The sequence below is a fragment of the Frondihabitans sp. OV104 genome, assembly GCF_057787745.1.
On record NZ_CM173541.1, the window covers coordinates 2,880,373 to 2,892,399 of the forward strand.

Sequence of the window (12,027 nt, forward strand, 5' to 3'; positions counted from 1 at the left end):
CGACGCCATCAGAATCCCACCGACCGAACCAGTTCGACAGAATCACTAGTGATGGCACCCGAATGGGGGGCAGACAGTCGATTCGCGCTACCGTGGTGGAAATTCGACGAACCCTAGACTTCACGAGTGGAAGACGCGATGCCCGACCCGACCCCAGGCCCCGAGACCGCGGCGTTGACCGTCCTGCGAGTCGCCCTCGTGGAAGACCACGAGATCGTCGCCGTCGGCTTCGCCGAGCTCCTCCGCCAGTACCCCGACATCGACGTGACCACCGTCGCCGCGACCGTCCGTGAACTCGACCTGGCGAAGAACCCCGTCGACCTCGTCGTCCTCGACCTGCGTCTCGGCGACGGCTCCAGCGCCACCGACAACATCCGCTCGCTGCTGTCTGCGGGCGTCGACGTGCTGATCCTCACCGCAGCCGAAGATCCACAGGCGATCCGCGATGCGGCGAAGGCGGGCGCGCTCGGCATCGTCCGCAAGTCGCAGCCGGTCGACGAGCTCGTCGATGCGATCCGCTCGGCAGCGAGCGGCGAGACCGTCCCGGGCCTCGACTGGGCCGCCGCCATCGACGGCGACGAAGGCCTGGCCGATGCGGGCCTCAGCGCCCGCGAGCGCGAGATCCTCGCTCTCTACGCGTCCGGCGAGAAGGCGCAGTCGGTCGCCTACCTGACCAACCTGTCGAAGTCGACGGTCGCCAACTACGTCTCGCGCATCCGAGCCAAGTACGCCAACGCCGGGCGCCCCGCCCACACGAAGGTCGACCTGCACCGTCGCGCGGCGGAGGACGGCCTGATCGACGAGGACCGACAGCGACGATGACCGAGACGCAGAGCGTCGAGGCGGGCGGCGACGCCGAGCGCCGGGTGCTGCGGATCCTCTACGTCTCGATCGGGATCGGCGGCATCGTCTACCTCGCCGTCGGCTTCAGCAAGGCGATGGCGCAGTTCGGGGCGATGGGCGGCGTCGCAGGACTCGTTCTGTATTGCGTGGCGGCGGCCGGTCCGTTCCTGCTGCTGGCCCTCGCCCCCTGGGCCTCGCTGACTGCACTCCGGCGGGTGGCCCTGGCCCACGCGCTGACCTTCTGGGGCGTGATGCTCGCGTTCCCGCTCGTGATGACGCAGAAGTCTCTGCCCGGGAGCGACTCGCCCTGGACGAACGATTTGATGACGGTGCCGGCCGTGGCGATGGCGATCGGCGCGCGTCGACCGGTCATCGCCGCCTACGTGCTCGCGACCTCGATCACGTCGGGCGTCATCCGCTACCTCACGGCGCCCGAGGTGGGCCTGACGCTGTCGGCTCTGGACCTCGCCTACAACTTCCTGTTCGACTGCGCCTTCGTCGCGCTCACGCTGGTCACCCGGTCGAGTGCTGCCCGCCTCGACGCCGCAGCCGAGGCCGCTCGGGTCAAGACATCGCACGAGGCCGAGGCATCGGCGCGCGTGCAGCAGCGGATCCGCATCGATGCCCTGGTGCACGACCACGTGCTGTCGGCGCTGCTGATCGCGTCGCGGGCCGACGCGGTGCCGACGCCGGCGCTGCGGGAGCTCGCGGCGAGCACGCTGCGGACGCTGAACGAGGAGGCGCTGCCGCCGCACCAGGTGCTGTCGGGGGAGGAGTTCGTCGGACGCCTCCGCTCGACGGTGTCGTCGCAGGGGGCCGGGATCGCGTTCGACGGGGAGCTCGGGGCGGCCGTGCGAGTTCCTGCCGACATCGCCCAGGCTCTCATCGAGGCGACGAGCGAGGCCGTCCGCAACTCGCTGCTCCATGCGGCAGCCGGCGACGCCGGGGGCGACGTCACCCGGCTCGTCCGAGTCGCATCGCTCGACGGCGGGCTCGCCATCGTGGTGCGCGACGACGGCCGCGGGTTCAACAGCCGTCGGATCCCGCCCGAGCGGCTCGGCGTGCGCGTCAGCATCCTCAACCGGATGGCGACGCTGCCGGGCGGCCACGCCGACATCGAGTCGGGCCGCGGACTGGGAACGCGCGTGACACTCGCCTGGTCGCCCGAGGAGGTCGCGTGACGACGTCGACGCCGTCCTTCCTGCGGCTGACCGGCCGCGGCACGACCGCGCTCTTCGTGCTCTTCGCGGCAGTGCACACGGCCGTGACCGTCTACGGGCTCCCCCAGAACCGGGTGCCGCTGCTCGCCCTGGGCGCTCTCGGGGCCGTCCTGGTCGCCGGCTACCTGGTCACGCTGCCTCACGAAGAGCCGTACCCGCTCCGGCTCACCGTCTGCGTGGTCGCGCTGACCACCCTCGCCTCGCTCAACGTGTGGAACCTCCCCGACCGCGGCTGGCCGGGGTGGGCGACCTGGATGTGGGGCGCGGTCTCGTTCGTGATGTTCCTGCTGACGCTGCGCGGCCGCGCCGGCTGGGCGTGGTCGGGGTTCGCGATCATGGCCGGGATGACGGTCCTCTGGAGCGCCGTGGTCGGTCGGGGTGTCGCCGCGGGAGTCGGCTTCGTGATCCGGTCGGCAGCGCTGGTGCTCGTCGTCTGGCTGTTCTCGATCCTGCTCGGCCGGACGCGCGCGTCGATCCGCACCCTCCAGCGGTCGGAGCTCACGCGCCTGCGCTCGGAAGCGGCCGCCGCCGCCGCGCTCGAGGAGCAGAACACGCGCCTCGACCAGTTGCGCTCGCTCGCGACGCCGGCGCTCCAGCGGATCCTGACGGCCGAGCTCATCACCGAAGACGACCGCCGCGCGTTCACCCTCGCCGAGGCGGGACTCCGGGATCAGCTGCGAGCCAGCAACCTCGCGACGGCGCCGGTCACCGACGCGGCGAGCCGAGCCCGAGCCCGCGGGGTCGACGTGTCGCTGCTCGACGACCGTGCCGGCGCCGACGTGCCGATCGAGGTGCGCGAGCGGATCGAGACGGCGCTCGTCGCCCAGCTCGACGCCGCCGAGAGCGGGCGCGTGGTCGCTCGGCTCCTGCCCGACGGGCGCGACGCCGTGGCGACGGTGCTCGCCACCGACGGCGACGACACCACCCGGGTCTCGATTCCGCCGAGCTCCTGACGGGACGGCGCTACCCTCCGTTCACAGGTTCGCGGTAGCGTCCAGTCATGACCGAGGCGACGCTGGCCGACACGACTCCCATCCCCCGTCGCCGGATCGTCTCGTGGGCGCTCTGGGACTGCGGCTCCGCCGGCTTCAACACCATCGTCGTCACCTTCGTGTTCTCGACCTACCTGGCGTCGAACTCGTTCGTCGCGCCCGCCGTCGTCGCGGCCGCCGGAGACGACATGACCAACGCCGCGCTCGTGGCCGCGAAGGCCCACAACGCCTCGGTCGTCTCGACCGCCCTCACGATCGCGGGCCTCCTGATCGCCCTGCTCGCGCCGCTGCTCGGCCAGCGCTCCGACGGCACCGGCAAGCGGAAGCTCTGGCTCGGCATCAACACCGGCATCGTCATCGCGGCGATGCTCGGCATGTTCTTCGTGGCGCCGGGGCAGTCGTACCTGATCATCGGCGCGATGCTCCTGGCCCTCGGCAGCGTGGTGATGGAGTTCGCCAACGTGAACTACAACGCGATGCTCGTGCAGGTCTCGACTCCGAAGAACGTCGGCCGAGTCTCGAGCTGGGGCTGGGGAGCCGGGTACTTCGGCGGAATCGTCCTGCTCGTGATCCTGCTCGTGCTCTTCATCCAGAGCTTCGGCGTCGACGGACACGCCGGCGTTCTCGGCCTCGACTCCTCGATCGCCGGCGGGGTGCTCAACGTCCGGTTCGCGATCGTCGCGTCGGCCCTGTGGTTCGCACTCCTGGCGATCCCGCTGTTCGTGAACGTCCCCGAGATCCCCGCGACCGGGCCGACGACGGCGCGACTGAGCTTCCTCGCCTCGTACAAGCGGATCGGCCGCACGATCGCCCAGCTGTACCGCAAGAACCCGCAGGTGCTGCTCTTCCTCGGAGCGTCCGCCGTCTACCGCGACGGAATCGCGGCGGTCTTCACATTCGGCGCGATCATCGCCTCGCAGGTGTTCGGCTTCACGCAGAGCGAGGTGCTCTACTTCGCCGTGGCGGCCAACCTGGTCGCCGGCACCGGCGCCTTCCTGGCCGGCCGCTACGACGACCGTCTCGGGCCGAAGCTCATCATCGTGGTGTGCCTCGCCGGTCTCGTCATCGCGGCCGTCGCGATCCTGTTCGTCGGCGACGCCAAGGCGGGCTTCTGGGCGTGCGGGCTGTTCCTGTCGCTGTTCGTCGGTCCGGCCCAGTCGTCGAGCCGCTCCTTCCTCGCGCGGGTCACGCCTCCCGGCCGCGAGGGCGAGATCTTCGGCCTCTACGCGACGACCGGCCGCGCCGTGAGCTTCCTCGCGCCGCTCCTGTTCACCGTGTTCGTGGCGATCTCGGGCAACACCCGCTTCGGCGCCATCGGCATCGCGATCGTGCTGGCCGTGGGCCTGGCGATGATGGTGCGGGTCAACCCGAGGCAGAAGGCGATCGACTGACGAGGGCTACTCGGCGGCCGCGCGGGTGGCGGTCGCCGAGGCGACGGCGGCTCTGAAGGTCTGAGCCCCGGCCTCCCACTGCCGGCCGTCGATGATCACCGTGGGCGTACCGCGGAACTCGGCGACGTCGCTCCCCGCCGTTGCGTTGTCGGCGACCCGCTTCGTGACGGCGGCGACCGTGGAGGCGAACCGCTGGTCTCGCACGCACTCCGCGACGGCGGCGGGATTCTTCAGGCCTCGCGTGCCGGAGATCTGGGAGACCAGCTGCTCGTTCGTCAGGCCGGCGGTGTTCTCGGCGGGCTGGTCGGCGAGCAGCTTCGCGTTCACGGCGAAGAACGAGTCGGGGGCCAGATCGGCTGCGCACAGGGCGGCGGCCGTCGCCCGTGTCGAGTACTTCGACCCCTGGCTGAGGCGATCGAGGATCGCGATCGGGTGGTACTCGACCACCGCGGCGCCCGACTTCACCAGGCCCTCGATGTAGTCGCCGTTCTCGGCCTCGAATGCACCGCAGTTGGGGCAGAGGTAGTCGATGTAGACGCGGATCGTGACGGCGTCGGCGTCGTGAGCCGCGGGCGGGGTGGCCTCGTCACCCGGCTGCAGTGCGGCGCTGCGCTCCGCCACGAAGCCCGTGCCGATGCGGACGCCGTCGCCGGCGAGGTTGCGGGGGCCCGGGCCCGGCGGCGTGATGCCCGAGACGACCACCAGAGCGACGACGGCCAGCACGGCGATCACGCCGGCGACGATGCCCGACCGGATGGCGAGGGCGCGGCGGGCGGCGCTGCGCCTCTGGGCCGCCATGGCCTGCCTCGCGCGTTCTCGGGCGGCGCGGCGGCGGTCGTTCTTCGTTTCGGGGGCGGGCATGCGGACTCCTGACGATCGGGACAAGTCGTCGGCAATCATACGATATTTCACATCTATTAACCAGGGCGCAGGAACTTCCTGACGGGGCGGGCCCCGCCGGCAGTTCCTGCGCCCGCGGTCTAGGCCGCCGTCAGCCCGTTGGCCTTCGCCACCGAGCCGTACCAGCGCGCACTCGGCTTGGGGGTCCGCTCGAACGTCTGCTTGTCCCACGCGATGAGGCCGAACGTGGGGCGGAAGCCGGAGGCCCACTCGTAGTTGTCGAGGGCGCTCCAGTGCTGGTAGCCGAGCACGTCGACACCCTCGTCGATGGTGGCGTGGATGTGCTCGAGCGCGCCCTGCGTGTAGGCGATGCGGCGGGTGTCGTCGGCGGTCGCGATGCCGTTCTCGGTGACCATGACCGGCACGTGGCCGCTGAGCTCCCACGCACTGCGGATGCCCTCGGCGGCGGCCGGCGGGTAGAACTCCCAGCCGGTGAGGGTGGTCTCGAGCCCGTCGGCGACAGGGCGCGGGCCCTCCGGCCCGATGAAGGTCTGCGTGTACGCCTGGACGCCGACGAAGTCGTTGCCGCGCGCGGCCTCGAGGTACCAGTCGTCGCGCGGGTGGCCGTACTCGCGGAGCTTCTCGGCGGCGCCCGGCTCGTCGACGGCCTTGAACGCCTGGGTGGCGACGGTCCAGCCCGTTCGAAGCCCGGCGACCTGCGAGAGCACCTCGCGCGACCGGTCGTGCGAGGCGAGGAGGGCGTCGGCGACCTGGAGATCGGGGTTCGGCAGGCCGTAGGCCACGAGGTTCGAGGCGTCTTCGCCGCCCGCGAGCATGGCGGCGATGTTCGGCTCGTTGATCGTGCAGACGTAGCGGACGCCCTCTGCGACGACCGGGAGGGCCGCCTCCGTGTAGCGGGCGAAGAGGTCGGCGGCGTCGGACGCGCGCCAGAAGCCGTCGCGCTCGAACCAGCGCGGCACCGTGAAGTGCATGAGCGTGACGATCGGCTCGACGCCGAACTCGTGGCAGGCGTCGACCATGCGGCGGTAGTGGTCGAGCTCGGCGCGCGAGACGTAGCCGCGCTCGGGCTCGATGCGAGACCACTCGATGCTGAACCGGTAGCTGTTGAGGCCGAGACCGGCCAGCGTCTCGATGTCGTCGCGGAAGCGGTGGTAGCTGTCGGCCGCGTCGCCCGAGGGCTCGACGATGCTCGTACCCGGAGTGTGCTCGTGCACCCACCAGTTGCTGTTCACGTTGTTGCCCTCGATCTGGTGGGCGGCGGTGGCCGCGCCCCAGAGGAAGCCGTCGGGGAAGGTGAGCACGGTGGCTCCTTTCGGTGGAGTGTCGGAGGTCAGCGGCGAGTGCGCTGCGGGTTCGGCACGGCGTCGAGCAGCGCGACGGTGTAGTCGTCGGTCGGCCGCTGCAGCACCTCGGCCGTCTCGCCGCGCTCGACCACGGCGCCGTCGTGCAGCACCATGATGTTGTCGGTGATGAGCCGCGCCGAGAGCAGGTCGTGCGTGATGTAGAGCAGGCTCACGCCCCACTTCTCCCTCAGGTCCTCGAGCAGCGCGAGCACGCCGGCTCGGAGCGACACGTCGAGCATCGACACCGGCTCGTCGGCGATGATCACCTGCGGGTCGCAGGCGAGCGCCCGGGCGATGACGACGCGCTGGCGCTGCCCGCCGGACAGCTCGTGCGGCAGCTTGGCGGCGAACTGCTCGACCGGCGCGAGGCCGACCGTCTCGAGCAGCTCGAGCACTCGCTGACGGGCGTCGCGGCCCGTCAGCCCGGTGAAGTTCACCACGGGCCGGGTCAGCGTGTACTCGACGGTGTGCAGCGGGTTGAGCGCGGCGTACGGGTCTTGGAAGACCATCTGCACGTTGCGGTGCAGGTCGCGGAGCTGGCCGCGCCGGAGCTTCGCGACGTCGAGGCCGCCGAAGCGGATCGACCCCTCGCTCGGCTTCTCGACACCGGTGATCATCTTCGCGATCGTCGACTTGCCCGAGCCGGACTGACCGACGAGAGCGAGGGACTGCCCGGGCTCGAGCGTGAACGACACGTCGCGGACGGCGCGGACCGGCTGCTCGCCGCGTCGGGGCGGCGGGTAGGTCTTCGAGACGTGCTCGACGACGATCGACTCCTGCGCCGTGCTGATCGAGCGGGTGACGACGGTCGGCGCGTGCTCGGGCGAGGCCACGGCGCTCCGGGAGGCCCCGGCCTGGCGTCGGATCGCGCGGTCCTCGAAGCCGGGCAGCGAGACGACCTCGGCGCGCGGGTCGGCGTAGTGACTCAGCAGCATCCGGGTGTAGTCGGCGGTCGGCGCGTTCAGGATCTCGGACGACGGGCCGTCCTCGACGATGACGCCCTCGTGCATGACCAGCACGCGTTCCGTCGCCTCGAGCACGATTCCGAGGTCGTGGCTGATCAGCACTGCGGTGAAGCCCTCGCTGGCCTGCAGGTCACGGATCGTGTTCATCACGGCGTGCTGCACGAGCACGTCGAGCGCGGTCGTCGGCTCGTCGAACACCATCAGCTGCGGCTCGAGCGACAGGGCGAGCGCGATCGAGACGCGCTGGCGCATGCCGCCCGACAGCTCGCCCGGGAAGCGGTCGAGGGTCGCGGCCGGCAGCTCGACCTTGCCGATCAGCTCGCGCGCCCGCTCCTCGCGACGCTCGCGCGACACGTGGCCGTGCGCCGTGAAGACGTCGAAGAAGTGGTTGCGGATGGTGCGCACCGGGTTGAGCGCGTTCATGCCCGACTGCAGCACCATGGCGAAGCCGCCCTGGCGCTGCTCGCGCAGGTGCTCCGCGTCGATCGAGGCGATGTCGGTGCCGTCGAACAGGATCGTCCCGTGGCTGATGCGGGCCGGCGGCTTGGAGAGGCGGGTCAGGGCGAAGCCGAGGGTCGACTTGCCGGATCCGGACTCGCCGACGAGCCCGACGAACTCGCCGCGGCGGAGCTCGAACGAGACGTTCTCGACCGCGAAGGTCGGGTCGGCCCCGTCGGGCTCGTAGACGACGCTGAGGTCTTCTACCGTCAGGAGGATGTCGTCGGAGCTCATTTGCGGACCTTCCGTCGTTCGCGGAGTCTCGGGTTGCTGAGACCGTCGACGCCGAAGTTGATGAGGGTGAGGCTCGTCGCGAGCAGGGCGATGCAGAGGCCCGGCGCGAAGAGCAGCGCCCACTGGCCGGTGAGCAGCGCGTTGGAGTTCTGAGCCCAGAAGAGCATCGTGCCCCAGCTCACCGTCGACGGGTCGCCGAGCCCGAGGAACTCCAGGCCCGCCTCGGCGAGGATCGCGCTCGTGGCCGCTCCGAAGAAGTTGCCCACGATCAGCGAGGTCATGTTCGGCAGGATCTCGCGGAAGACGATCCGAGCCGGCCGTTCGCCGCTGAACACCGCGGCGGTCACAAAGTCGCGCCCGCGGAGCGACTGCGTCTGGCTGCGCAGCACTCGCGCACCCCAGGCCCAGCCGGTGATCACGACCACCAGGATGATCATCCCGATGCCGCCGTTCTGCAGGTACGCCGCGATCACGATCATCAGCGGCAGGCCCGGCACGACGAGGAAGAGGTTCACCACGAAGTTGATCACGTCGCCCACCCAGCCGCGGACGTAGCCCCAGCTGAGGCCGATGAGCACGGCGACCAGCGTGGAGAGGAGGCCCGCCACGAAGCCGACGAACACGCTGATGCGCGCGCCCTGGATGAGCTGGCTCAGGACGTCCTCGCCGGCGGCCGTCGTGCCCAGCCAGTGCCCGGCGGAGGCGTCCTGACTGCGAGCGAACTCGGTCGACGAGGGATCGTACGGAGCGAGCAGGGGCGCGAAGATCGCCGCCAGCACGAAGAGGAGGAGGATCACCACGCCGATGCGCGCCTTGGTGTTCGACCAGACGGTGGCCGCCACGCGGGCGAGGACCTGGAGGGGGGAGGCGGCCGCGGCGACGGAGGTGTCGGGCGGGGGTGCCGGAGTTCCTGCGGTGATAGGGGTCGTCGTCATCGTTCGGCCCTCACTTTCTCGTTCGCGGGTCGAGGACGCCGTACAGGATGTCGACGATGAAGTTGGCGAGGAGCACGCTGACGGTGATCATCAGGAAGAGCGCCTGCATGAGCGGGTAGTCCTGGTTGGTGACGGCCTTGAGCAGCAGGTAGCCGATGCCGGGGTAGCCGAACACCGTCTCGACCAGCACGGAGCCGCCGACCACGCCGCCGAGCGCCAGGCCGAAGCTGGTGAGGTTCGGGAGGATCGCGTTGCGCGCCGCGTACCGGATGGCCACGGTGTGCGGCTTGAGACCGTTCGCCTCGGCGAAGGTGACGTAGTCGTCGCCGAGCGTCGAGATCATGGTGTTGCGCATGCCGAGGATCCAGCCGCCGAGCGAGGTGATCAGGATCGTCACCGCCGGAAGCACCGCGTGGTTCAGGGCCGACCCGATGAACGCCCCCGAGAAGCCGGGCACGTTGGTGACGCCGTAGGCGCCCGACGTCGGGAAGATCTTGAACACGTAGCCGAGGAAGAACAGCAGGAGGAGCGCCGTCCAGAAGTACGGGAAGGCGCTCGCGAACGATCCGCCGAGGGTCGGCAGCGCGTCGAGCCAGGTGCCGCGCTTCCAGGCCGCCAGCACGCCGAGCAGGGTGCCGAGCACGAATGCCACGATCGTGACGAGCCCGACCAGAATCAGGGTGTACGGCAGCGCCTGGCCGACGAGGTCGGCGACGGGCTGCGGGTAGAACGTGTAGCTCACGCCGAAGTCCAGCGTCAGGACCTGCTTGAGGTACTGGCCGTACTGCGACAGCAGGTTGCCGTCGGGCACGCCGAGCTGGATCTCGATGGCCTTGCGCGTGGCGGCCGTGACCGGGCCGTTCTGCGAGAGCTTCGCGATCGCGGCGTCGGTGGGCGAGCCGGGCATGAGCCGCGGCAGGAAGAAGTTCAGCGTGATGGCGGCCCAGAGGGTCAGGATCAGCAGGCCGACCTTGCGGAGTGCGTACGTCACTTCGCGGCCTCCGATTTCTTCAGGTGGGTCAGGATCAGCAGGGCTGTCGAGACGTAGGTCTTCGGGCTCGTGTACGGATCGTCGGCACTCGGCCACCCGGTGAACTTCTGCGTCGAGAAGAGGCCCCATGAGCCGCCGTAGTAGAGGCCGATCGAGGGCAGCTCGTCGTAGTAGATCTGCTGCAGCCGGTAGCCGAGCTGCTTCTGCTTCTGCTCGTCGGTCGTCGTCTTGAACTCGTTCAGGATGGCGTCGACCTCGGCGCTCCTGTAGCGGCCGAAGTTGTTCGCCGCCTGCTTGCCGATGGGCGTGTAGAACTCGCTCGAGAGGTTGTTGGCGAAGTCCTGGTACACCGACCCGGTACCGCCGACAGAGCCCATCGCGAGCTGGAAGTCGCCGTTGCGGAGAGCGAGCTGGTAGGCCGCGGGCTGCGGCTGGGCGACCTTGACGGTGATGCCGACGGCGGCCCACTGCTTGGTGATGGCCTGGACTGCGCGCAGCCAGTCGGAGTAGCCGTTGGCCGTCGTGATGGTGATGGTCAGCGCCTTGCCCGTCGTGTCGACGAGCTTGCCGTCTTTCATCGTGTAGCCCGCCTTGGCGAAGTACGACTTCGCCTGCGAGTCGCTCTGCGCGATGAGGCCCTTGTCGGGGATGGCCGGGTCGAGCAGGTCTTCCTGGTTGGGCAGCAGCATGCCGGTCTGGCCGGCCTGCTGCATGTAGCCCTCGGCTGCGGCGTCGCCGACGGCCTTGCGGTCGAGCGCGTAGCTGAGCCCCTTGCGGAAGTCGAGGTCGTTGAACGGCGCCTCGGTGAGGTTCGGGAACAGGCTGATCGTGCCTCCCGGCGGGAACCAGTACGTGTTCGACGGGTTCGCCGCGTTCCAGGTGCCCTTGACGTCGCTGATGAACGAGAACGCCCAGTCGTAGCCCTTGGTGACGACGTCGAGCTGCGTGTTCGACGCGGGGAGCACGAGGTGCTGCACCTTCACCTTGTCGGCCTGCCAGTAGAGCGGGTTCTTGTCCATCGCGTACTCCTGCGGCGTGAAGTTGCCGAGGTTGTACGGGCCGGTGCCGACCGGGTCGGGGTTCGTGAAGGTCGAGGGGTCTTTCACCTTCGACCAGATGTGCTCGGGCACGATCTGCGTCTGCTCGATGATCTGGGCTGCGGGCACGTCGTCGCCCTTGAGGTGCACGACGACGGTGTCGCCCCTCACCTCGACGCTCTTCATGTACTGCCACGCGCCCTTGAGGTCGAGGCTCGGGAACTTCTTCAGCATGTCGAACGTGAACTTCACGTCGTCTGGGCCGAACGCCTTTCCGTCAGACCACTTGACGCCCTGGCGAATCGTGAAGACGACCGTCTGCGGGTCCGGGATCTCGGTCTTCGACGCGAGCCACGGCTCCTCGTCGCCGTTGAGGTCGTTGAGGATCACCAGCGGCTCGAACATGTACCAGCTCGCTACGCGCGTGTTCGGCAGGTACGGATTGAAGACCCGCTGCAGCGAGGGGCTGCCGTTGTCGGCCGCGATCAGCATCGTGTCGGCGCCGAGGGACGGATCGGGCGCGCTCTTGATGTCGATGCTGCAGCCCGTGAGGACGAGCGCGGCCGCGAGCAGGGAGCCCAGGGCCGCAGCCGCTCTGCGAGTTCTCGTGCGAGGTGTCGTGTGCATCGTTGCCACGTCTTTCTGTGCTGTCGATCCGCCGCGCAGGCTTCCGCCCGGGCGCGTGCCGCGTCGATGCGGCGTGACCATGGTCAGTGT

At 69.7% G+C, this 12,027-nt stretch carries 10 protein-coding genes; 4 read left to right on the plus strand and 6 right to left on the minus strand.

Translation table 11 applies throughout. From position 1 onward, the window contains the following. The first annotated feature begins 126 nt into the window (after positions 1–126). The 4 genes from AC3CBB_RS13425 to AC3CBB_RS13440 are packed head-to-tail and all read left to right on the plus strand — an operon-like array spanning position 127 to position 4,446. On the plus strand, positions 127–822 hold the full coding sequence (locus tag AC3CBB_RS13425) for a response regulator transcription factor (protein ID WP_488624980.1): 696 nt from the start codon (positions 127–129) through the stop codon (positions 820–822). Next, positions 819–2,024 carry a sensor histidine kinase gene (locus AC3CBB_RS13430; RefSeq protein ID WP_488624981.1) on the plus strand — a complete coding sequence of 402 codons (1,206 nt, stop codon included), beginning with the start codon at positions 819–821 and terminating at the stop codon, positions 2,022–2,024. Before AC3CBB_RS13425 ends, AC3CBB_RS13430 begins: the two co-directional genes overlap by 4 nt. Continuing rightward, positions 2,021–3,016 carry a hypothetical protein gene (locus AC3CBB_RS13435; RefSeq protein ID WP_488624982.1) on the plus strand — a complete coding sequence of 332 codons (996 nt, stop codon included), beginning with the start codon at positions 2,021–2,023 and terminating at the stop codon, positions 3,014–3,016. Before AC3CBB_RS13430 ends, AC3CBB_RS13435 begins: the two co-directional genes overlap by 4 nt. Positions 3,017–3,063: 47 nt before the next feature. After that, positions 3,064–4,446 (plus strand): MFS transporter, encoded by a 1,383-nt coding sequence (locus tag AC3CBB_RS13440; protein WP_488624983.1) that lies wholly within the window; start codon positions 3,064–3,066, stop codon positions 4,444–4,446. A gap of 6 nt (positions 4,447–4,452) precedes the next feature. Here the strand turns inward: AC3CBB_RS13440 and AC3CBB_RS13445 are convergent, their stop codons facing one another. The 6 genes from AC3CBB_RS13445 to AC3CBB_RS13470 all read right to left on the minus strand — a co-directional run bounded on the left by AC3CBB_RS13445 (position 4,453) and on the right by AC3CBB_RS13470 (position 11,937). After that, positions 4,453–5,307: a DsbA family protein gene (locus AC3CBB_RS13445; RefSeq protein WP_488624984.1), complete on the minus strand. Its 855-nt coding sequence runs from the start codon at positions 5,305–5,307 to the stop codon at positions 4,453–4,455. A 119-nt stretch (positions 5,308–5,426) separates the two neighbouring features. Continuing rightward, on the minus strand, positions 5,427–6,608 hold the full coding sequence (locus tag AC3CBB_RS13450; RefSeq protein ID WP_488624985.1) for a glycoside hydrolase family 1 protein: 1,182 nt from the start codon (positions 6,606–6,608) through the stop codon (positions 5,427–5,429). A 29-nt stretch (positions 6,609–6,637) separates the two neighbouring features. Then, entirely contained in the window at positions 6,638–8,347 is a 1,710-nt protein-coding gene (locus tag AC3CBB_RS13455; RefSeq protein ID WP_488624986.1) for an ABC transporter ATP-binding protein, read from the minus strand. Next, positions 8,344–9,282 carry an ABC transporter permease gene (locus tag AC3CBB_RS13460; RefSeq protein WP_123505723.1) on the minus strand — a complete coding sequence of 313 codons (939 nt, stop codon included), beginning with the start codon at positions 9,280–9,282 and terminating at the stop codon, positions 8,344–8,346. The genes AC3CBB_RS13455 and AC3CBB_RS13460 overlap by 4 nt, the downstream gene beginning before the upstream one ends. A gap of 10 nt (positions 9,283–9,292) precedes the next feature. Continuing rightward, positions 9,293–10,273, minus strand: a complete 981-nt coding sequence (locus AC3CBB_RS13465) for an ABC transporter permease (RefSeq protein WP_488624987.1) — start codon at positions 10,271–10,273, stop codon at positions 9,293–9,295. Next, positions 10,270–11,937: an ABC transporter substrate-binding protein gene (locus AC3CBB_RS13470; protein WP_488624988.1), complete on the minus strand. Its 1,668-nt coding sequence runs from the start codon at positions 11,935–11,937 to the stop codon at positions 10,270–10,272. Before AC3CBB_RS13470 ends, AC3CBB_RS13465 begins: the two co-directional genes overlap by 4 nt. Between the last annotated feature and the right edge of the window lie 90 nt (positions 11,938–12,027).

Bases quoted from the DNA above. Each gene is read 5' to 3' on its own strand.
- AC3CBB_RS13430 (WP_488624981.1), top strand. From the start codon at position 819: ATGACCGAGACGCAGAGCGTCGAGGCGGGCGGCGACGCCGAGCGCCGG.
- AC3CBB_RS13440 (WP_488624983.1), top strand. From the start codon at position 3,064: ATGACCGAGGCGACGCTGGCCGACACGACTCCCATCCCCCGTCGCCGG.
- AC3CBB_RS13445 (WP_488624984.1), bottom strand. From the start codon at position 5,307: ATGCCCGCCCCCGAAACGAAGAACGACCGCCGCCGCGCCGCCCGAGAA.
- AC3CBB_RS13455 (WP_488624986.1), bottom strand. From the start codon at position 8,347: ATGAGCTCCGACGACATCCTCCTGACGGTAGAAGACCTCAGCGTCGTC.
- AC3CBB_RS13460 (WP_123505723.1), bottom strand. From the start codon at position 9,282: ATGACGACGACCCCTATCACCGCAGGAACTCCGGCACCCCCGCCCGAC.
- AC3CBB_RS13470 (WP_488624988.1), bottom strand. From the start codon at position 11,937: ATGCACACGACACCTCGCACGAGAACTCGCAGAGCGGCTGCGGCCCTG.